Consider the following 21,607-nt stretch of genomic DNA (forward strand, 5'->3'; position numbering starts at 1 on the left):
TATATATTTATTTTCGAGCGCAAATTTACGCTTTTAATCAATTCATCAGAAAAAAAACTTTATTTAAACCTGACTGTACTTTTGGCACGCAACTTGCTCACTAAAATCAGATTCTCATGTTTAATTTGAGTTTTCATGGTTATTAGTTTTTACCCAGCTTCGGCTGGGTTTTTTATTTCTAAAAACCTTCCTGCTCCAGGGCGTCTGCCTCCTCCATCAGCTTAATATAGGTTGAATATCGGGTCTCTTCAATTTCACCCGATTCAATTCCTGCTAATACCGCACACTTAGGTTCATTGATGTGAAGGCAGTTATAGAATTTACATTCATCTGATTTTCGGAAAATATCCGGAAAATAATGCTGCACCTCCTCTTTCAGCACATCAATCATTGCAAATTCGCGTACTCCAGGCGTATCAATAACACTGCCGCCAAAATCCCAGAAATGCATTTGTGCAAAAGTGGTTGTATGCTTTCCTTTAAGATGTGTTTCAGAAATTTCCGTTGTCTTTAGGTTAAGGTTTGGCTGAAAAGCATTTACCAGTGTGGACTTTCCGGCTCCTGAGTGTCCGAAGACTACTGAAACCCGGTCTTTAAGTCGGTCCTGCAGCATATCCAGATTAAGTTTTGTGTAGGACGACACCTGAAGGGTTTCATAGCCGATGGTATGATACATCTCTTCTATGTTTCGTATGATTTCCGCTTCACCTTCACTGAGGGTATCCATTTTACTCATCAGGATAAGAGGCTCAATATTGTAGGCCTCACAGCAGGCCAGGAAACGGTCTAAAAAACCAAGTGAGGTCTCCGGAAACTTGAGTGTATAGATAAAGCAGGCGATATCGATATTGGAAGCAATAATATGGGCTTCCTTTGAAAGGTTCACCGACTTCCTGATCAAATAATTGCGGCGGGTTTCAATCTTTGTAATCCAGGCTACATTATCCTGCTCCAGCTGAAACTCAACATGGTCACCCACAGCCAGCGGATTGGTTAAACGCGTTTTAATAAGCTTAAATTTCCCTCTGATCCGCGCTTCATAAACCTCTTTGGTGTCATGGTCCATTACCTGATACCAGCTGCCGGTAGATTTTATAACAAGTCCTTTCATACTTTCCGCTTATTTGCTTTTCATGATGTCGTTTTGCACCACCACAGACTGTTCATGAATGGTCTTAAAAATACTTTCAATAAATTCCTGGGACATTCCGGTTTCTTCAGCTTTCCTTTTAGCGTATTCTGTAACGGCTTTCCACCGGTCCGGCTGGAAAACCGTGAGGTTATTGTCACTTTTCAGCATACCTATCTTTTCTGAAAGTTTCATCCGCTGTGACAGAAGGTCAATCACCTGATAGTCTACATCGGAAATAAGTGTGCGGTACCTTTCAAGTTCTTCGTCAAAACCTGCGCATTCTTCATTCCGAACTACAAGTCCGCTCAGTAATGAAGCAAGAGTTTCCGGTGTAATTTGCTGTCTGGCGTCACTCCAGGCTTCATCCGGATTGCAGTGGGTCTCAATCATCACACCCTGATAGCCTAAATTCAGAGCCTCCTGAGCTACTGATGATAGTCCGGTGCGGTTCCCGCAGATGTGGGACGGATCGATGATCAACGGTATATTCGGCAACTGATTCTTAAAGTCGAGCGCGATTTGCCAGTTGGGAATATTGCGGTAGTTTGTTTTCCTGTAGGTTGAAAATCCACGGTGTATCGCGCCTAAATTATGGATATCGGCACCTGCAAGTCTTTCCAGAGCACCGATCCAAAGTGCAAGATCAGGATTAACAGGATTCTTTACAAGCACAATCCTGTCTGTACCCTGCAGCGCATTTGCGATTTCCTGCACGGCAAAAGGGTTCACAGTAGTTCTGGCACCAATCCATAAAACATCAACGTCTGCTTCCAAAGCTGCCTGTACATGGTGCATATTGGCCACTTCAGTTGCTGTTTTATAACCGAATTCCTGCTTCACCTTTCGGAGCCATCCCAAACCCATGCTGCCCACTCCTTCGAAACCGTTAGGCTTGGTGCGTGGTTTCCAGATTCCGGCACGGAACACCGGTACGGCTGCACCGGCTTCTTTCATCCGGGCTGCCGTTTCCAACATCTGCGTCTCGCTCTCGGCACTGCAGGGACCTGCAATCACCAGCGGGTGGTTAAACTGAGAAATCCAGTCGTTTTTTATATCGGTTAACTGCATCTATTTGTAAAAGTGGTTATTAACTAAGGTCAAGTTTAAACAGGTCATCAAGTTCTTTCAGTACCGGATTGATCTGTACATATTTTTCGAAGAGGCTGCGTTTGGTTACTATTTCTTTCTTCAGGTTTACAGCATCCATTTTATATTCCACGCGGAATCTGTAGTTATGGACTTTGTGCCGAAAGTGATTCAGGAAATCGTGGGATACTTTGTCGAATTCAGATTTTGCCGTATCCGAGGGATAAAAGATACGGATAAGGTCTTCATCTTCCTTATGGACTTTAAAACCGCTTATCGCATTGTAAATTACAATATCTTTTTGCTGAATTTGGTCCAAAAACCATTTCCATTCGGTCTGAAGGTCAGTTTCAGTAAAATGACTGTTGGGCAACTCCTCTGTCGGACTTTGGACCATCGTCTTTTTCTCCTCTTCTTCTTCAACTGTCAGCTTTCGGGTGATGCTGAATCTGGACGGTGTAGCAGGTTTAGCCTTTATTACAGGTTTTTCCGCTTTTTGAATAACAGGTATTTCCGGTTCAGGTAGTACCTCTTTTGGTTTTTCCTGAACCTGCGTGACTTCTCTCTCAACCCGCGGGGCTAAAATCAGGAATTTTTTTTTTTGACGGGAGCATTCGCTGCGGTAAGGCTGGCTAACTGCATAAGTGCAATTTCAACCATCAGCCGCGGATTTTTAGAATTCTTATAGTTGATATCCGCATGGTTACAGATCTCAATACTGTCCACCAGTTGCTGTGGAGACCATTTCCGACTCTGCTCGCCGAAACGCTCTTTGGTTTTTTCGCCTACCTCAATAAGTGATAGCGTGGTTGGATTCTGTGCCATCATAAGATCGCGGAAATGACTTCCGAGACCGGCAATGAAAAGATGCGGGTCAAATCCTTTCTTTACAATCTCGTTGAAAGCTGTAAGGATTTCGGGAATCTTATTTTCGTGCGCAAGATCAGCGATGTTCAGGTACTGGTCGTAATCCAGGATATTCAGAACTTCTGCTGCTTTCTGCAGTGTAATATTTTTCTGGGTAAATGTGGAAAGTCTGTCAAATATCGAAAGGGCATCCCGTAATGCGCCGTCAGCCTTTTGAGCTACAAGATAAAGCGCATCATCGTCATATCGTATATTCTCGGCTTCGGCGATCTTGCGAAGATGCTGCTGAATATCTTCAATTGTTATCCTTTTAAAATCATAGATCTGACATCTGGAAAGAATGGTCGGGATGATCTTATGCTTCTCCGTTGTTGCCAGGATAAAGATGGCGTGTGCGGGCGGCTCCTCCAGGGTTTTGAGGAAGGCATTGAAAGCTGCTGACGAAAGCATGTGTACCTCGTCTATAATATAAACTTTGTAAGTTCCTACCTGAGGAGCAAAGCGAACCTGGTCTATAAGGTCACGGATATCATCCACGGAGTTATTGGAAGCAGCATCAAGTTCGTGAATATTATAGGTAAATCCATCTTCGGAAGTTGCGCCGTCCCGTTCATTGATCTTGCGGGCCAGAATCCTGGCGCAGGTGGTTTTTCCTACCCCACGAGGACCGCAAAAAAGCAGCGCCTGGGCAAGTTGGTTTTCCTCAATAGCGTGCTCCAGCGTATCCGTAATATGCGCCTGCCCCACAACAGTATCAAACTCCTGCGGACGGTATTTTCGGGCTGAAACAACGAAGTTTTCCATGGGGTCAAAAATAAGCGAAATATTATGAACTACAAAACCTGAATTTAAAAAACCAGCAGGTGTCACGCACCCCACCAGGTGGTTCAGGTAAGTATTATCGTACCTGATGATTCAGGAATAAAGGCTCATTTTCAGGAGTCATTTTAAGGTATTTCTCCGGGACAAAAAAAAGCGGCCTTTAGAAGCCGCCACGGTAATTGTAATCCGGAAATCAGTTGGAGTGCAGATAAGAATAAATACTATCCTTTAGATGCAGCCTCTTCCTGCGAAGTTCAGTAAGGTGCTCATCCGTGGTGTGATTAACTTCGCCGTCTTCATAATGCTGAATGAGGGCATTCACCTCCTCATAGTTGACGTACATCTTACGGAATGCATCGTCGTTGGTTTTCAGCTCTGCGATTTTCTGCACATACTCAGGAAACTCGTTAGTTAAAATGTGGTTTTCCATGGTGTAAACTTTTTGTGGATTATTACAGACTAAAGTTAAACACTTTTTCGTCGTCAGTCAATATGAAACATATCATCAGCAAAAAAATAGCTGGATTTTGGGAGGGCTCCGTAAGGTCTCTGCTTCATGTGCCGGATGATTGGTGTACTGCCCTTCAACATAAAAACGACGGAATTTAATGGAGTTGCACATAATGCAATTTTGATGAATTATTCCTTTGAAAAACTTAAGCATTTCCTTACTTTTGGGAAAATACAGATTTACGCAAAATGGGACACCTACCAAAGTTGATAGAGGATTTAGCATTGATATTGATAGTGGCGGCTTTTGTCGTTATTATTTTCAGAAAAATCAAGCAGCCTCTTGTACTGGGATATATTATCGCGGGTTTCCTGGTGAGCCCTAACCTGAACATCTTCCCTTCGGTTGTGGACAGTGCCAATATTAAGACCCTGGCAGAGATCGGTGTGATATTTCTCCTGTTCAGTCTCGGACTCGAATTCAGTTTCAAGAAACTTATGAATGTGGGCGGTTCGGCTTCGGTCACGGCCTTTGTTGAAATCATCTTCATAACGATCGCAGGTTATTTTACCGGGCGATGGCTCGGCTGGAGCATCATGGACAGTATGTTCCTCGGCGGTATGTTGGCAAGCTCGTCTACAACCATCATTATCAGGGCGTTTGACGAGCTTGGGGTCAAGACAAAAAGCTTTGCAAAGACGGTTTTTGGTGTTCTTGTGGTTGAAGATATCGTGGTGATTCTGCTTATGGTACTGCTTTCCACCATTGCTGTAACTAAAGAATTTGAAGGTACACAGATCCTGTTTACCGTTGTAAAGCTGCTTTTCTTTCTTATTTTATGGTTCCTGCTTGGTATATTTCTGGTACCTACCCTGCTCAAGAAAATCAAGCCTCTTGTTGATGATGAAATCCTGCTTATCCTTTCCATTGGCCTTTGTTTGGGTATGGTTTTGATTGCTGTAAAAGTAGGCTTTTCGGCAGAACTTGGTGCCTTCGTCATGGGATCCATTATTGCTGAAACTACCGTCGCGGAGAAGGTGGAGCATACCTTAAAGTCAGTAAAAGACCTTTTTGCCGCGGTGTTTTTCGTATCCGTAGGTATGATGATTGATTATGAAGCTATGATCACTTATGCCTGGCCAATATTTATCGTTACCATCCTAACTATTTTTGGCAAACTGTTCAGCTCGGCATTGGGTGCATTAATATCGGGACAGCCGCTGAAACAGTCCATTCAGGTGGGGATGAGTATGGCTCAAATTGGCGAATTTGCCTTTATTGTGGCCACACTTGGACTTTCGCTGGGGGTAATTTCAGACTTCCTTTTCCCGGTTGCAGTAGGTGTTTCGGCCATCACAACATTTACAACGCCTTACCTGATCAAACTTTCTGAACCGTTTTATAAATGGCTGGTGAAGGTAGTTCCGCCTAAATATATTGAAAAGATCAACCGCTATTCCTCGAACACGCAGAATATCCAGGCCGAAAACAGCTGGAAGACCATCCTTACCAGCTATGCAAGGATCATCGTGATCAACGGAATCATTATCATGGCCATTTATCTGCTTTTTGCCAGATTTATTATTCCGGCCATCAACGATAACCTGGAAAGCAACAGCCTGAAAAATATTATAGGAAACGGGCTGCCGGTACTTTTTATACTTCCTTTCCTTTGGGCACTAATGGTAAAGAGACCCAACTCGGTGGCTTACCGTGAACTCTGGACCAAGACCAAATACAGCCGCGGACCGCTGCTTATTATTGAAATTGTCCGGTTTTCCATTGGTATCGGTATCCTGGGCTTTTTCCTGGACCGTTTTGCCTCAACAACAATATCATTCTTCATTACGATTCCTGTGGCGATTGTCCTGATGGTGATCTTCTCCAACAGGCTGAACAAATTTTACAGCCGTATTGAAAGAAGGTTTATCACCAACCTGAATGACCGTTCGGAGATGGGACACCCTGAAGCTGTAGCCACGCTTGCCGGCACTTCCAATATAAAGGAGAGTCTGGCTGCCTGGGACGTACACATTATTGAACTTGAAGTAAAGCCGCTGGCCGATTATATAGGTAAAAGTCTGGTAGACCTGCAGTGGCGGGAGAAATATGGAATCAATATCGGCTATATACGCCGTGGCGGTAAACTCATTCACACGCCGGACCGGTACCAGGTCCTCATGCCTTATGACAAAGTAGGCATCATTGCCACCGATGATCAGTTCCAGATCTTTAAAGAGGTTTTTGACAGTCAGGAAATTATTGAAGAAGAGAATATTGACCACATTAAACTTGGCAAAATCCTGATTAACCATCATTCACCCAAGAAAGGCCTTACCATACAGGAATCAGGCATCCGCGACAAGACAGACGGACTTGTAATTGCCATACGAAGAGGAGATGAACGTATCCTGAACCCCGAATCGTCTGAAATACTGCAGCTGGACGATATCGTTTGGGTGGTAGGTAACCGGAAGAAAATTGAAAAACTAAATGTGGAAATCTAAATAACAGATGAAAGAGGAACTTCTGAACAAAGCTGTAAACATCGCGACAAAAGCCCACAGGAACCAAACCGATAAATTCGGCGCGCCTTATATAGGGCATATTATGAGGGTGATGAATTACGGCAAAACATACGACGAAAAAATCGTAGGCGTACTGCACGATGTGATAGAAGACTGTCCGGAAATCAGTCTGGATTATCTGCTGCAGGAAGGTTTCCCTAATCATATTGTTTTTGCTGTGGAATGCCTTACGAAAACTCCCTCCGACCAGGATTATACCGAATTCATCAAACAAACGGAAAGGTCACCACTGGCCGTAGCGGTTAAGCTGAATGACCTGCGCGACAATATGGACCTTAGACGGTTCACCAAACCGATAACGGAGAAAGATATGAAGAGACTTAACAAGTATCTGAAGGCCTACCTCTATCTCAAGGAGAAATACTGATTTTAAATAGCAGTCCGCTTATAAACCGATACGGTAATTAAATCCAAGCTGAAACCATCTGCCCGGCATAGGTACACCAAAGGTCTCTGTATACCGGGTTGATGTAAGGTTATTTATAAGTAGAAACAGCTGAAGGTCATTATACTGCCAGTTCAGTTTTAAATCCAGAAGGTGATAACTTCCCGTTGTGACTCTTTCATTATAGCGGTAAACCCACTGAGCGGTTAGCTCTTTGTAAAGTTTATTCTCCATTTTCGCCACAACCTGATGCTTCAGGTTTTCCATTATATAGCGGGACCACAGGTTTTCCAGTTTCTCTGCCCTGCTGTCCAGGAAAGTGTAACCCAACGACCAGGACTGAACGAATGAATTAAGTTGCTGGCGGAGTTCCAGTTCAATTCCCTGCGTATAAATACTTCCGATGTTTTCGGCGCGCCAAAGTTCGTTTTCGCTGGCTTTAACCCAGTCAATGGAATTGTCTGTATCCCGCAGGAAACCACTGGCTTTCAGCTCCAGACCATTCCTGTGGTAACGGTAACCTACTTCTGCCGAAAAAGCGTGCTCGGGCTGCAGAAACGGGTTCCCCGCCTCGGTTTTACTCAGATAATAAAGGTCGGTGAAGGTAGGAATTCGGCTAACTTTTGCTGCGTTTCCATAAATTTTATGATTTGGGCTCAGGTTATAACCAACATCCACTCCGGGATAAAGGAAATTACCTTCGCGGTCGTACGCGGACCATGAAATACCCGGCGCGATATCCATCCTGTCGTCAAAAAAAGAAAAATGATGCTCCAGAAACAGTTGGGTAATGAAACGTTCACGACGGCCCAGATTATTACTAGCCAGAAACTCCTTTCGGATCTCAACGCCAAGTCCCGTTCTTCCCAATGCCGAATTCAAGGTAGTATTAATCTCACCACCGATATTATTGCCGATGTGGATATTACGGTACAGTTCGGGCCTGCCGCGCACATATTCGTAAATATCCTGTCCGCGGCGCCAGTAAATATTGGAGTTAAAGGTCCAGCTGTCCCATTTTCGGTCGGCACTTAAGCTTACAACAGAAGCCTGGGTTTCTTCGTACTGGTCTGTAGCTGCCGCCGTAGCATAGAAACCGTTGGCGCCAAATTTCTTCTCCTGGATTCCTGCCTGAAAGCGCACATTTGCGGAGGCAACGCGGAATTGATTCTGATAAAATATATTGTTGATTTTATAATCGGTGTTGTACCGGTAGCCTTCGGAACTGGATGAGTTAAGCTGTACGAAATGCGCGACTTTTTCAGTGCTCATGTGGGTGCCAAGGCCCAGTGAATAAGTGCCAAAATCGCCGCCACTCGCAGAAACTGTGGTCGTATCTTCAGCAGCAGGTTTTGTAACGATATTGATTACTCCGGCATAAGCGTTTTGGCCAAAGCGCCTCGCTGCCGGTCCCTTAATCACTTCTATCCTTTCTACAGATGCCAGATCGAAGGGAACACTCATGGAGTTATGCCCCGTTTGGGAATCGTTCATCCGCACACCATTTACGAGGATCAATACCTGTTCAAAGCTGCTGCCACGCAGTGAAATATCTGCCTGCACACCGTTACCGCCTCTCCTTCTGATATCGAAACCTGTGATTTGAGCCAGAACTTCTTCCACACTTGTAGCTGGAGAACTGCGTATTTCTTCTCTGTTAATTACAGTAATGTTCTCACTCACCTTTGTAACCGGAAGATCCAGGAACTTGCCGTGGATGAAAACTTCACTTATTTCAGATTCTCCGGTTTGGGCTGAAATCTGGCTTATCATACCGAGGCACAGAAATCCAAAATATTTTAACCTCATTTTACACCTGCATTGATAATATAGTGACAGATTCCGCATCTTTACCTGCGGAACAGCCCTGAATTGGAAGCGGCAAAGATAAATAAAGTTGGGTGATCCTGAACACAGGAAATACCGCAGATATAAATTTAACAGTACTAATTCCCACCGAATTGGATACCGTTCCTGCGACGGTTTACCCTTTTCTGTTGCCTAAAGTCCGGAAGGTTTACACTTAAATTTTATGTATTTTTGTAGTCCTCAAATTCATACATGGATACATCCGAAAACATAGATATAAAGAAAGAAATTTTTGTTAAGAATGCGCATCTTAACAATCTTAAGAACATAGATGTACGCATTCCGAAAAACAAACTTGTAGTCATTACCGGAGTCTCGGGCAGCGGGAAATCCTCCCTGGCCTTCGATACCATTTATGCCGAAGGCCAGCGCAGGTATGTGGAAAGTCTGAGTTCCTACGCCAGGCAGTTCCTGGGCAAACTGGAGAAACCCAAAATTGACAGTATAAAAGGGCTGGCACCGTCCATCGCCATTCAGCAGAAAGTTATATCGTCCAATCCGCGTTCTACAGTAGGTACATCAACCGAAATTTACGATTATATAAAACTGCTCTTTGCCAGAATAGGACATACATTTTCGCCGGTTTCTGGGCGGGAAGTCCGCAAAGACAGCGTTACTGATGTCATCAACTTTATAAAACAGGCTGAAGGAACCGCTTTTCTGCTTCGTGCACCGCTGCAGTTCAGTCCGGACACCTTTACCCAGACTCTAAACTCCCTTAAGGTCACCGGTTTTACAAGACTGGAGGTAAACGGGAATGTGGCGGGAATAGAAGATCTTGAGAGTTTCGGCTTTACTCCCGAAAAAGGAATGGAAATCCATCTCGTAATAGACCGGTTCGTTTATGAGGATGATGAGCATTTCCTGCAAAGACTCGCCGACTCTATACAAATGGCTTTTTACGAAGGTCACGGATACAGTTCGCTTAAAAATATTGAGACCGGTGAAGTACACGAATTTTCAAATAAATTCGAGTTGGACGGAATGGAATTTATGGAGCCCAATGTTCATTTCTTCAGCTTTAATAATCCCTACGGTGCCTGTCCGCAGTGTGAGGGTTATGGAAAAGTGATCGGCATTGACGAAGACCTTGTAATTCCAAATAAAAATCTGTCGGTTTTTGAGGATGCTGTGGCAGCCTGGAAAGGAGAAAGTATGGGCGAATGGAAAAAATCATTCATTAAATGGGTGGGCGGCGAATTCCCGATTCACAAACCCTATTTCCAGCTAACCAAAGAGCAGCGCAACCTTCTTTGGAAGGGCGACGGTTCGGCCAATTTCCCCTCGCTGAACGCCTTTTTCAAAATGGTGGAAGGCAATCTTTACAAGATCCAGTACCGGGTGATGCTTTCACGGTACCGAGGTAAAACCCTCTGCCCTACCTGTGAAGGACTCAGGCTTCGAGAGGAAACCCAATGGGTAAAAATTGACGGACACAATATCCAGTCAATGATTGAACTGCCGCTGGATGAGCTTCTGCCGCTGGTAAAATCGCTGAAATTAAGTGCACACGATGCCGAAATTGCAAAAAGACTGCTGTATGAAATTACGACCAGACTGGAATTCCTGGAGAAAGTAGGTTTGGGTTACCTAAGCCTGAACCGTACCTCCAACACGCTTTCGGGTGGTGAAAGCCAGCGTATTAACCTGGCAACCAGTCTGGGAAGTTCACTGGTGGGATCCATTTATATCCTGGACGAGCCCTCGATCGGTCTGCACAGTAAAGACACTGAAAACCTGATTGGTGTACTTAAGAATTTAAGGGATTTGGGAAATACCGTTATTGTTGTAGAACACGACGAAGATGTCATGCGCGCGGCCGATTATATTATTGATATTGGTCCTGAAGCAGGTTATTTGGGTGGTGAACTTGTTTTTGCCGGTCATTTTGACGAACTTCAGTCATCAGACTCACTTACGGCTCAATACCTAACCGGAAAGCTGGAAATAAAAACACCTAAGAAGCGCCGTAAAGCAAAGGAATTTATCGAGATAAAAGGCGCTCGTGAAAATAACCTGAAAAACATTGATGTTTCGGTTCCGCTGGAAGGTCTCGTTGTAATTTCTGGCGTTTCCGGCTCAGGGAAATCCACCCTGATGAAGGAAATCCTGACCAATGAGATCCAGATCCAATTGGGAATGGGTGGTAAAAAAGGCGACTATGACAGTGTAGACTTCCCAAAAAAGCTCATTAAAAACATCGAACTCATTGACCAGAATCCAATCGGTAAATCGTCACGCTCCAATCCTGTTACCTACCTGAAAGCCTATGACGACATTAGGGAGCTTTTCACAAAGCAGAAGCTTTCGAAAATGATGGGTTACAAAGCAAAACATTTCTCGTTCAATGTGGACGGCGGCCGTTGTGAAGAATGCAAAGGTGAAGGTGTGATCAATGTATCCATGCAGTTTATGGCCGATATTGAACTGCTGTGCGAGAGTTGCAACGGTACACGGTTCCGAAGTGAAATTCTGGAAGTGAAGTTTGACGACAAGAATATTTCCGATATCCTGCACATGACTGTGGATGAGGCACTGGAATTCTTCTCCGATAATAAAGAAACAAAGATTGTAACCAAGATACAGCCGCTACAAGATGTAGGTTTGGGTTACCTCCAGCTGGGACAAAGCTCCTCCACCCTGTCCGGTGGTGAGGCACAGCGGATTAAGCTGGCGTCTTTCCTGGTGAAAGGATTCACAACCGATAAAACCCTTTTTATCTTTGATGAACCTTCCACCGGACTGCATTTCCACGATATCAATAAACTGCTGGTTTCTCTTCAGGCTTTAATTGAATTGGGACATTCCGTGATCGTCATAGAACACCAACCCGATATTATAAAGTCGGCAGATTATATCATTGACATTGGTCCCGATGCGGGCAAGCACGGTGGTGAAGTGGTTTTCGCCGGCACACCGGAAGACCTTGTAAAAGACAAAAAATCCCATACCGCAAGGTTTCTGAAGGAAAAACTGTAGAATGATAAATGATATTAGCCAAACATTAAAGGACTTCTTACATTTTTTAAAAAGTCCGAGGGACCGCTTTTCTGAAAAGATAAGTACAAACGACCGCTACAGGATCTTCACGGTGCTGTTTTTTACCATACTACTTTTAAATGCTCTTTTTATAGTGCCTTTATTAGGCTTCGTACACGAATACATCATGAAAATTGAAGCGGCGGGCCTGCTGCGCAACTTTTCCATCGGCATGATGCTCTTTATGGCGGTCGTTGCTGCACCGATTTTGGAAGAAATTCTATTCAGGCTTCCACTGAAGTATGAAAGAAATTATGTACTCCGTGTTCTTGACAAAATTGCAGGCAAGCCGGTATTTTTTAATTTTTGGAAACGGAATTTCGCAGTGATTTTTTATCTGGTGGCTATACTGTTTGGCTTTGTGCATTCTTTTAACTATAAAAACGAGTGGAATGCCCTTTTCCTGGTTTTGTTGCCAATTATTATCTTATCGCAGTCCATTGGTGGACTATTTATGGGTTATATACGTCTGCGGTTGGGATTCTTTTGGGCTATTTTATTCCATGCCTGTTTTAATTTTGTAGTAATCACTGTTCCTTATCTTTTACACGAAAATATTGAGTATATCAACCAAAAAAACGGTGATTACGAACTTCGGGTTGAAGGTCTGTTTTGTAAGGAAAGCAGCAGTACAACAATTACACATCAAAAAACTGTTGACGAAAAAATACTGATGATTGAGGCAACAAATACTGATTTACAGACTCTTGTAGAACTGACTATTGGTAAAGGGCATAAAGTTTTGGACAATGAACTTGTCCATTTTTATTTCAAATCTGAAAAAGGCCTGACAGAGCAGGAACTGATCAAACTTCTTAAAGAGGAATTTGAGATTACAAAAAAGTAAATTCTCCCCGCTATTAACCTTACTGACTGGCACTTATCCACAAAAATATGTTGGTAAAATGTGAATTTTAACATTGGGTTCATATTCCGTATTGATTTAAATCCTACATTTACAGTAAATTAAATACGATATGAGGACAAGTGCCACATCCCGGACTGAAACTATTAAACTTACTATATTTTGAGAGAAGCACCGTCGGCTTCTCTTTTTTTGTTGTCTAATTAAAAAATGAGATGTCTTTATCTGCTGAATCCGTTCCTAAAGAGCGGATTCTTTTTTGAATAAGTAATCGCCTGGTGAATTGGCAGCTACCAATTTAGTCCCCAGAAGATTTGAATATTTTTCGCGGTAATTTTTTCAAAACTTTTGTAAATTTGCGCACCAAAAGGCCTCATAGTTCAACGGATAGAATAGAAGTTTCCTAAACTTTAGATCCAGGTTCGATTCCTGGTGAGGCTACTTACAACGAAAGCCGTTTCATATGCTGAAACGGCTTTGTTATGTTCTATTATTTAGTTTCGCGGAAGCCTACTTATCCACCACAATCCTGGCCTCGCGGTTGGCCAGTTCCCAGGCCGTAGCGTATACGAGTTGGGCACGTTTACGCAGCAATTTGTAATCTATCTTCTCGGGATCATCAGTAGGCTGATGGTAATCTGCATGCACACCATCAAAGAAGAAAGCTACAGGAATCCCGTTTTTTGCGAAATTATAATGGTCGGAGCGGTAATACAAACGCTGCGGATCATTAGGGTCGTCATATTTATAGTTAAGTTCAAGTTTTTGGGTGGCATTGTTGGCGGCCTCGTTAATCACCTTCAGCTGACTGGACAGCATTTCGGAGCCAATGACGTACAAATAATCCTTACCTTCATTTTCGGGATCGCTGCGACCGATCATATCGATATTGAGGTTCACCACCGTGTTTGCCAAAGGGTATACAGGATTGTCAGCATAATATTTCGAACCTAAAAGGCCATGCTCCTCGCCGGTAACATGCAGGAACAGCACCGACCGTTTCGGAGATTTGCCCATTTTCTGCGCTTTTTTAAAGGCTTCAGCAATTTCCATTAAAGCCACTGTACCGCTGCCGTCGTCATCGGCACCGTTGTAAATCTGGCCGTTCTTGATGCCTACATGGTCATAATGTGCGGAGATCACGATGATCTCTTCCGGTTTTTCACTGCCTTTTATAAATGCCAGGATATTTTCAGAATCCGGCAATGTACCGCGGCGGCTGTTCAGTGCCTCTTTCGGAACTTTCTGGTAATAATCCTTCAGCACCTCTGGATGAGACACACCCATTTTCCTATACTCTGCTATCATATACCTCCCGGCTTTTTTCTGACCTTCAGAACCTGTTTCGCGGCCTTCCATCTCGTCTGATGCAATAACATAAAGATGTCGTTTTAAATCCGCCTCAGTTATACTCTCAGAACTGGTTTTGAAGGCGCGTCCATCATAAGATAGATTCGAACTGGCACAGGAGGTAAGTATAAATGCGGCAGCAATTGCGGTAAAAGCTCTGTTCATTCTTTTTAAATTTTTCTAAAGATAGAAAATTATCCGATATGTATGTGCGATGCACGGCATAACTTTATTACTGAATTTCAGTCGGTTATATGAAGTTAAATCCTCTTCAAGTCATAATAATCAGTACTTTTATAAGTAATAAAAAAAAAATTTACTTTGGCCATTGAATTTAAGGACCGGCATTCGGGTAATGATCTGAATATTTTCTCGGAGCTAGCCGCGAAAGCAGAACAGTACGGGGCCATTAATCTGGCGCAGGGTTCGCCTGATTATGCTCCGGACAGCAGGCTGACTGAATTTTTGCAGCAGGCCATCCACCATGATATGAATGCCTATGCTTCAGCCTGCGTACTGCCCCTTATGCAGGAAAAGCTGATCAGGTTTAATCTGAACAGGCCAAAACCAATTTCTGTTACCGAAGATGAAGTAACGCTGGTTCCGGGAGCCACCTACGGAATGTATGTGGCCTTTGCAAGCTTTCTGGAACCCGGCGATGAGGTGATCATTATTGAACCCTGTTACAATACCTACGTTCCGGCAGTGGAAATCAGGCGCGCGCAGCCGGTTTTTGTACAGATGCCCAATTCAGAAATTCCCTGGGAGCTTATACAGCAAGCCATCACTCCCCGTACAAAAGCCATCATCGTCAATTCACCTAATAATCCGACCGGTAAGGTTTGGGATCCGACCGACTGGGATCTCCTTTGGGAGCTCATTAAGGATACGGATATCATTGTAATTTCTGATGAAGTGTATGACCTCTTATGTTATGACGGTTGCGAATTCCTGAGTGCCAGCCACCATCCGGAAATCGCGCAGCGGTGCTTCTGCATTTACTCCTTCGAAAAAATGTTTCATATTTCCGGGTGGAAAGCCAGTTATATCATCGCGCCGCCGGAGTACACCGCAGCGTTCAGAAAGATTCACCAATACCTCACATTCACGGTGAATGCCCATGCGCAGTTTGCGCTGGGGAATTTTCTACAGGTTTTCGACGTAAATCAGAACAGGGAATTGTTCCGGGCCAAGCGCGATTTGTTTTGTGAACTGTTTACAGGATTACCTCTTGAAATTCTACAAAAAGCCGAAGGCGGTTACTTTCAGACCTTAAGCTTTTGCCGGCAGACATTTCCTTACACCGACCGTGAGTTTGCCGAATTGCTGATCCGTGAGGCAAAGGTGGCCTGTGTACCCTACTCCGCTTTTTATCATGACGGCAGGGACACGGGACAGTTACGGTTTTGCTTTGCAAAAAAGGATGAGACGCTGATCCGGGCAGCAGAACAGTTGAAAGAATTTTTCGCGAAGAATTTAAGCACCGAAACGGTTTGAGAACAAAAAATCTTCAACAGACGGTGACATGGCCGATGGAGCAAGTTTGCCTACCTGTTCCCAGCAGATTCGGAAGGGTTGATTTTAAATAATCTTGGATTACTATTTTAGTCACGCGATTGGAATCGCGCGGTAGCGCGGATTAGAAAGGTCAGTTAATTTTATAAGGCAACAATAGATAAGTAAATGGGCTTAAAATGAGGGCACTTGGGGACTTGGGACTTGGGATTTTGCAGCAGGGATTTTCGTAGTGGTGCCGTGTAAATTATTTCCGCCCTCTTCCGCCTTTTCTATCGTATTCTGCACTTTGTTTTTTTGGAGACGAGACTATTCCCTTGCCTAATTGATTCTCAAAGCTGGTTTCTATGTAAAATACCTGAATGCCGGTTCAGATGCTAAATAATATTGAATATAACTAATATGGTCTTAACAACTGAATTAGAAGCCAAGTTCTGGTTTGTTTTTTGGCGAGTTTGACAAATACATCTGATAATGTGGTAACTCTGGCTTATCCTCATCCAAAGAATGAACTAAAATATTTTTAATATAACTTTTGACAGTGTATATATTTGGATCAAGTTTACTGGCATTAAAATGTTGCCTTTCATAAAACCAAAATATATCCATTCTTCTCTCTCTATGTTCAGCACTTGTAAAAGGATTTTCGGTTTCTCCGTCGAAATATAGGTATTGGGAATATGATAAGATCATTTTCTATTTATTTATAATTGCTTATTAATTAATTTGTAAAATTTCTTCACTAAAAATAAAAAGTATTTGCAGGAGTCAATGCGATTTAGTGAAAATTATTCGATACCTAAAATTTCCACAAAATTATCAACTCCCTCGATGCTTGCAATATCGCCGATCGATTTGCCCATTATTGATTTTGCTAATGGTTGTGTAAATAAAACTTCGCGTATACCACTTTTTTGATTTGTTGACATGGTTTGTGGAGAAACTATTTTAAATACATAGACCTCGGCTTTATTGTTGTATTTCACTTTTACGGTTGAATTAATTTCAACAACTGATTTGCTCTCTTCCTTTAAAATAATATCCTCTTCAGGAAATAATGAATCAATACTTTCCTGCGGTAATTGAGGTTCTACTTCCGGAGAATTGTCATCATCAGTTTCTACGATAATGTCATCTGTAAAAGGTTTTTCCGAATCTGATCCTTGGGCAAACATATCTATTGGTTTCGGACTCCTTACCTCATTAATGAAATCAATTAATTTCTGCAATTCGTACTCTGGATTACGCCACCAATTTGTGCTCCATATTCTGTGGAATTTAAAACCATGAGATTCTAGAATTTTTTGACGATGGAAATCATAAAGATATGCTTCATTACTAGAGTGGAATTTTGCTCCGTCACACTCGATGGCAATAACAGGTATTCCTGAGATTTTAAAATCAATAATCATGTCGATTCTAAAACCGCCGATTTTGTGTTGTAATTTAATAAAGTCTTTAAACTCCGTTTCTAATAATCGGTTGTAAACTTCTTCCTCGAAATATGATTCTAATTTATCTTCCTGCGATGAAATGCTATCTGAAGATGCAGGATTATTATGAGCAAGCGCTTGTAACACTGAGATACGTGCATTATCGTCTTTTTCTGATACTGCTTTTGCATAGGCCAAATATGCCATGAGCGGAGCCTTGCCGTGGTTAGTGCCAGCAGTTGCTAAATCTGATTTGTAATTCAGAATGTGATCTTCAGGAATCGATGTAATAATGTAATTTTTGTATTTTGCCCTGGTCACAATTACGTTCAGTAATTTATAGCCTTTTTGGTTATTCAATTGTCCAAACATTCTTGTAAACCTTCCTTCAGAAGTAGTGCCATAGGTGGTGGACATAATTATTATATCCCTTTCATCTCCCTGTATGTTCTCAAGATTTTTTATGAACATACCGTCCTTCTCAAATTCATCTAATTTTTTTATAAAATCTTTATCCTTGCCAACTTGCTTAATCTGTAAAATTTTGGTTTGTATTAAGTCTCTCTGTTTGATGTTGAAAGTGGCAATTCCGACTGACGGATATTTGCCCACGGAATTTTTGTGAATATTATTTTTTAAAATTGAGAGTACGGTTTCCGCTTCCTTCTCATTAGTATTAGATTCATAAACCCCATGGACATTTACATAAGTAATTGGTGTATAATGACTTGAAATAGGTAGTGAAACTAATTTTTGGGCATAAAATGCATAGTTACTGAAATCAATTAAATACGGATGCTGTGAACGATAATGAAAATTGAGATGTTTATTTTGGAAATTTAGTTCTGTAACAGCATCAAGGAGAGATATCGAAGATAAAAGAGCAGACTCAACTGATGTCTTATCCTTATTTGCAAACTGTTGTTCCTCATCATCTTCTTCGCTATCGAGTTCCCCTGCAATTAGTTTTTTATCAAAAAAAGATGAGGGTGGCATCTGATGTTCATCTCCTGCAATTATAATTTGTTTACCCTTCAAAATTGCAGGTAAATTATCTTCTAAACGTAACTGACTGGCTTCATCAAATACAACAAAATCAAAGTAACCATTTTTATTATGAAATAAGTTTGATGCAACATCAGGGGTTGTAAGAATGATTGGGTTCAATTCTGTAAAAAGATCAATGTCTTTTTCAATGATGTAACGGAGAGAATATCTTCTATTACCTGCAGAACCACGCAGATTAAATAAATTATTTACTTGAAAATCAGGAGATTTAGAATTAAACAATTTTACAGTATTCTGCTGTCTTCCATACCAAATATTATTAATATTTTCAATTTGTGAAGCACTAAAATCATTTGACGATTTAATATACTTTTTCAATTGAGACTCCTCTGTAGGTAAGGTATCGGAAGCCTTTTCTTTCAATAGCCTGTCAAAATAGTATGACAAGAAATAATATTCCCAATTCTCCTCATTTAGAATTTGCTTGAAAATCTCTTGTTCCTCTTTTGAACGTTTTTCAAAAAAATTAAACCATTTGTATGCACTTGTAAACGCATTAGGATATTTAGCATTAATCTCCTTGACCTCTTTTAGTCGTTGTGATACATACTCAACATAAGCGTTAAGATTTGCAGACGGTTGAAAATTATACAGATAATTATCGCTCGCAATACTGCTAGAAAGCGAATTTAGTTTATCCTGTAAATCTTGGTAAGATTCTAGGTGGGAAAACAAATGTTTATCTTTTAGTATATCTCCGTTTAGAAATTCATATTCAACCGTAGTTGTGATTGATTCTACAACAATAGCCAAACGTTTTTCTATTCTGCATAACGAAGTTTCTATATCAAGATGTGAGGCATCATAACTAAAATCAAAATTAAAATCAGGAGCATTATCTAATTTTTGTTTGACATCTGCCCACTTTATACATCTATCAGAGAAAAAATTATTAATGCTTACCGATAGACTATCTAAAATATTATGCTGATTTGTAGATAAAAATTTACGTTGTTTTAGTAAATCAATATGCTCTGCAATGCTTGCTGAACTGTTAAAAGTAAGTAGATAATTTAAGTCTAAAGAATTAAAATTCTGTTCAGCATTTCTATTAAATTCCGCTATTTTACTATCAAAAATTCTCTTAAAAGCGTACAGCGAATTCAGGTTAGTTTGAAGTTCTCTACTGTTATAAAACGGTTCAAAATTTGGGGATGATGCAACAGAATTAACCAAAGTTCTAAATCCTTCATTAAAAAATTTTGTATCAGCAAGGGTTTGTTTTTTTTCTTGCGAGAACACGCTACCAATTTTGTAAAAAATTGACTTTTGTTTATTTTCATCAAGAAAATCTTGATTGTTTTGATTACGAATCGCTACATCATAGAGTTTGTGAACCAAATTGCTAAATCGCGAAATATCTAAATCAAAATCATTTCTTTCTTTTGCAATATATTCATCTTTAAGATTTTGAAGTAAGGCAGGTAATTCTAGTTTAGATGCTCGCAGATTTTTTATAGAGGATTCAATGCTGTCTTTTTGTGCGAATACAGTTTGATTTCTGTCCCTAACAAACTGCTCAAACAAAGAATTTTTTAAAAAAGATAAATTTTCCAGTTTTTCTTCATACGAATCTAATATTTCGGTTAGATCAGCAATGAATTTATAAGAGTTTGTAGACAAATACTTTTCCTTGTTAATGATTGTAATTTTTCCATTCTCTAAGTAATCACGGTAAATCTCCTGACCATTTTGCAGGATTTCTCTCCAATGAATATATTCTTCATAGTCGAATTTAAACGGCGCTACTGATCGTATTTTAAGTGAATCATTACCACTATGGCGATGGTTCTGTAAATATTTACCTACTATATGCGTCCAATTATATTTCGCTAATAACTCCTGACCAATACTTTCATGTTGTACATTAATTTCCTCAATAATTTTATTGATTAGATTAAGTGACGCTTTATAGCGAAATGGTGCATTAGGACTTGCATTGGCAAGTTGCCGCAGATGAGGAATCTTATTGCGGAGAGAGGAAACAATAGATTGCCGAGCCTTCGAAGCATCTACTATCATTGCGGTGTGATTAGATAAACCAACCTTTTCCAATGATTTCTGAAGTACATCTAATGCTGTGTGCTTTTCGCAAACTACAATACTTTTTTTGCCATTTTCCAAAGCATTTATAAGTAGGGCTGTAAGCGTCTGGCTTTTTCCTGTACCAGGAGGCCCCTGAATAACTGTATTTCTAACAGTAGCCAATGAGTTAAGAAATGATTGCTGAGATGGATCTGTTTTGATGGATGTTACAGATTGAAAAATGTTATCTTCCAGAGGGTCTTGAACAATCTCTGTACCTGCCAATTTTAGCAACTCTTCATAATCCTTAATAATACTATGTTTTTGTATTTCAAAATATGAAAACAAGCCGGAACAAGATAAAATACTGTTCGTATCATTTAAGGCAAGGTTTTCACAATGTTCTTCTGTGGGAATTGACGTAATTGTAGAAAAAATTTCGTCTAACTTTTGATCAATATCTGCGATTTTAGAAATGTTTGTTGCTATTAAAACATCTTTACAAACCTTCAATAACTCTTGCCTTGAAATTATCCCATCTTCTAGCATTTCAGCGCTTAGCGGATCTAATAAGATTTCAGAATCTGCCTGAAGGTGGTTGATTAACACCTCATTTAAATAGATTGTAGCATCTTCATCTTTTATGATAATCCAGGAATCATTTTTTTTGGAACGTTGCAAAGTAAGTTTCCAAATAATGAGAGGCGCTACTGTTAACTTCTTATCCTTTCGATCTTTCCGGATTAATAAAGGAAATCCAAAACCAAAGGTTTCGACACCTTTTTCCTGTTTAATAACTTTAACCTGGTTAAAGAGATTGGTAAAAGTTTTACTAATGGTTGTAAACTTTTTCTGTTCGCCGGTACTTAAATTGAACAAGTCTATTTCCTTATCCTTCCAAGAGATTTCAAAATTAAATTTTGCCTTTGTAAGCAATTTCTCTAAAAATTCCGAAGGTATATTTTCATCAATAACTGATAAAATATTAAAATCAAGTTTGTAACCAGATTTTTTTGGCAAGGCGTTAAGGTGGGTAGATAATCTATTACCAACTTTTAAGCGGTTTTGAAGTTCTTGTAGAAATGGTAATGATAGTTTCATATTTTTTATTC

General features: G+C 41.0%; 13 protein-coding genes and 1 tRNA gene. 6 read left to right on the plus strand and 8 right to left on the minus strand.

The annotated features are described in order from the left end of the window. Positions 1-178: 178 nt before the first annotated feature. The 5 genes from rsgA to H1R16_RS01665 all read right to left on the minus strand — a co-directional run bounded on the left by rsgA (position 179) and on the right by H1R16_RS01665 (position 4,337). Positions 179-1,111: a ribosome small subunit-dependent GTPase A gene (rsgA, locus tag H1R16_RS01645; protein ID WP_181885972.1), complete on the minus strand. Its 933-nt coding sequence runs from the start codon at positions 1,109-1,111 to the stop codon at positions 179-181. A 9-nt stretch (positions 1,112-1,120) separates the two neighbouring features. Beyond that, the gene (locus H1R16_RS01650) at positions 1,121-2,200 is read right to left on the minus strand and encodes a chorismate mutase (RefSeq protein WP_181885971.1); all 1,080 of its coding nucleotides are present in this window, start codon (positions 2,198-2,200) and stop codon (positions 1,121-1,123) included. Between the two features lie 19 nt (positions 2,201-2,219). Next, complete coding sequence (locus tag H1R16_RS01655; RefSeq protein WP_228451033.1) at positions 2,220-2,615, minus strand: hypothetical protein; 396 nt, start codon at positions 2,613-2,615, stop codon at positions 2,220-2,222. A gap of 188 nt (positions 2,616-2,803) precedes the next feature. Then, a complete protein-coding gene (gene dnaX, locus H1R16_RS01660; protein WP_181885970.1) occupies positions 2,804-3,889 on the minus strand; it encodes a DNA polymerase III subunit gamma/tau in 1,086 nt (361 codons plus the stop codon). A gap of 211 nt (positions 3,890-4,100) precedes the next feature. Next, complete coding sequence (locus H1R16_RS01665; RefSeq protein ID WP_181885969.1) at positions 4,101-4,337, minus strand: YdcH family protein; 237 nt, start codon at positions 4,335-4,337, stop codon at positions 4,101-4,103. 269 nt (positions 4,338-4,606) lie between these two features. Here H1R16_RS01665 and H1R16_RS01670 point away from each other — a divergent pair, with 269 nt between their 5' ends. After that, positions 4,607-6,865: a cation:proton antiporter domain-containing protein gene (locus tag H1R16_RS01670; RefSeq protein WP_181885968.1), complete on the plus strand. Its 2,259-nt coding sequence runs from the start codon at positions 4,607-4,609 to the stop codon at positions 6,863-6,865. Between the two features lie 7 nt (positions 6,866-6,872). After that, positions 6,873-7,313, plus strand: coding sequence for a phosphohydrolase (locus H1R16_RS01675; protein ID WP_181885967.1), 441 nt, complete (start codon positions 6,873-6,875; stop codon positions 7,311-7,313). An 18-nt stretch (positions 7,314-7,331) separates the two neighbouring features. Here the strand turns inward: H1R16_RS01675 and H1R16_RS01680 are convergent, their stop codons facing one another. After that, positions 7,332-9,140, minus strand: a complete 1,809-nt coding sequence (locus H1R16_RS01680) for a TonB-dependent receptor (protein ID WP_181885966.1) — start codon at positions 9,138-9,140, stop codon at positions 7,332-7,334. Between the two features lie 252 nt (positions 9,141-9,392). Here H1R16_RS01680 and uvrA point away from each other — a divergent pair, with 252 nt between their 5' ends. The 3 genes from uvrA (at position 9,393) to H1R16_RS01695 (ending at position 13,545) form a co-directional block, all read left to right on the plus strand. After that, on the plus strand, positions 9,393-12,179 hold the full coding sequence (uvrA, locus tag H1R16_RS01685; RefSeq protein WP_181885965.1) for an excinuclease ABC subunit UvrA: 2,787 nt from the start codon (positions 9,393-9,395) through the stop codon (positions 12,177-12,179). Between the two features lies 1 nt (position 12,180). Further along, positions 12,181-13,086 carry a CPBP family intramembrane glutamic endopeptidase gene (locus tag H1R16_RS01690; protein WP_181885964.1) on the plus strand — a complete coding sequence of 302 codons (906 nt, stop codon included), beginning with the start codon at positions 12,181-12,183 and terminating at the stop codon, positions 13,084-13,086. A gap of 387 nt (positions 13,087-13,473) precedes the next feature. After that, a tRNA-Arg gene (locus H1R16_RS01695) sits at positions 13,474-13,545 on the plus strand. A 69-nt stretch (positions 13,546-13,614) separates the two neighbouring features. Here H1R16_RS01695 and H1R16_RS01700 read toward each other — a convergent pair. Further along, positions 13,615-14,619, minus strand: coding sequence for a M28 family metallopeptidase (locus tag H1R16_RS01700; protein ID WP_181885963.1), 1,005 nt, complete (start codon positions 14,617-14,619; stop codon positions 13,615-13,617). A 156-nt stretch (positions 14,620-14,775) separates the two neighbouring features. Here H1R16_RS01700 and H1R16_RS01705 point away from each other — a divergent pair, with 156 nt between their 5' ends. Continuing rightward, positions 14,776-15,951, plus strand: coding sequence for an aminotransferase class I/II-fold pyridoxal phosphate-dependent enzyme (locus H1R16_RS01705; protein ID WP_181885962.1), 1,176 nt, complete (start codon positions 14,776-14,778; stop codon positions 15,949-15,951). 806 nt (positions 15,952-16,757) lie between these two features. Here H1R16_RS01705 and H1R16_RS01710 read toward each other — a convergent pair. Further along, positions 16,758-21,596 (minus strand): AAA domain-containing protein, encoded by a 4,839-nt coding sequence (locus H1R16_RS01710; RefSeq protein ID WP_181885961.1) that lies wholly within the window; start codon positions 21,594-21,596, stop codon positions 16,758-16,760. Positions 21,597-21,607 lie beyond the last annotated feature (11 nt).

It is taken from the genome of Marnyiella aurantia, assembly GCF_014041915.1.
GTDB lineage: Bacteria > Bacteroidota > Bacteroidia > Flavobacteriales > Weeksellaceae > Marnyiella > Marnyiella aurantia.

Coding starts and splice junctions, on each gene's coding strand:
- dnaX (WP_181885970.1), bottom strand. CDS start 3,889: ATGGAAAACTTCGTTGTTTCAGCCCGAAAATACCGTCCGCAGGAGTTT.
- H1R16_RS01675 (WP_181885967.1), top strand. CDS start 6,873: ATGAAAGAGGAACTTCTGAACAAAGCTGTAAACATCGCGACAAAAGCC.
- rsgA (WP_181885972.1), bottom strand. CDS start 1,111: ATGAAAGGACTTGTTATAAAATCTACCGGCAGCTGGTATCAGGTAATG.
- H1R16_RS01670 (WP_181885968.1), top strand. CDS start 4,607: ATGGGACACCTACCAAAGTTGATAGAGGATTTAGCATTGATATTGATA.
- H1R16_RS01710 (WP_181885961.1), bottom strand. CDS start 21,596: ATGAAACTATCATTACCATTTCTACAAGAACTTCAAAACCGCTTAAAA.
- H1R16_RS01665 (WP_181885969.1), bottom strand. CDS start 4,337: ATGGAAAACCACATTTTAACTAACGAGTTTCCTGAGTATGTGCAGAAA.
- H1R16_RS01655 (WP_228451033.1), bottom strand. CDS start 2,615: ATGGTCCAAAGTCCGACAGAGGAGTTGCCCAACAGTCATTTTACTGAA.
- uvrA (WP_181885965.1), top strand. CDS start 9,393: ATGGATACATCCGAAAACATAGATATAAAGAAAGAAATTTTTGTTAAG.
- H1R16_RS01680 (WP_181885966.1), bottom strand. CDS start 9,140: ATGAGGTTAAAATATTTTGGATTTCTGTGCCTCGGTATGATAAGCCAG.
- H1R16_RS01650 (WP_181885971.1), bottom strand. CDS start 2,200: ATGCAGTTAACCGATATAAAAAACGACTGGATTTCTCAGTTTAACCAC.
- H1R16_RS01690 (WP_181885964.1), top strand. CDS start 12,181: ATGATAAATGATATTAGCCAAACATTAAAGGACTTCTTACATTTTTTA.
- H1R16_RS01700 (WP_181885963.1), bottom strand. CDS start 14,619: ATGAACAGAGCTTTTACCGCAATTGCTGCCGCATTTATACTTACCTCC.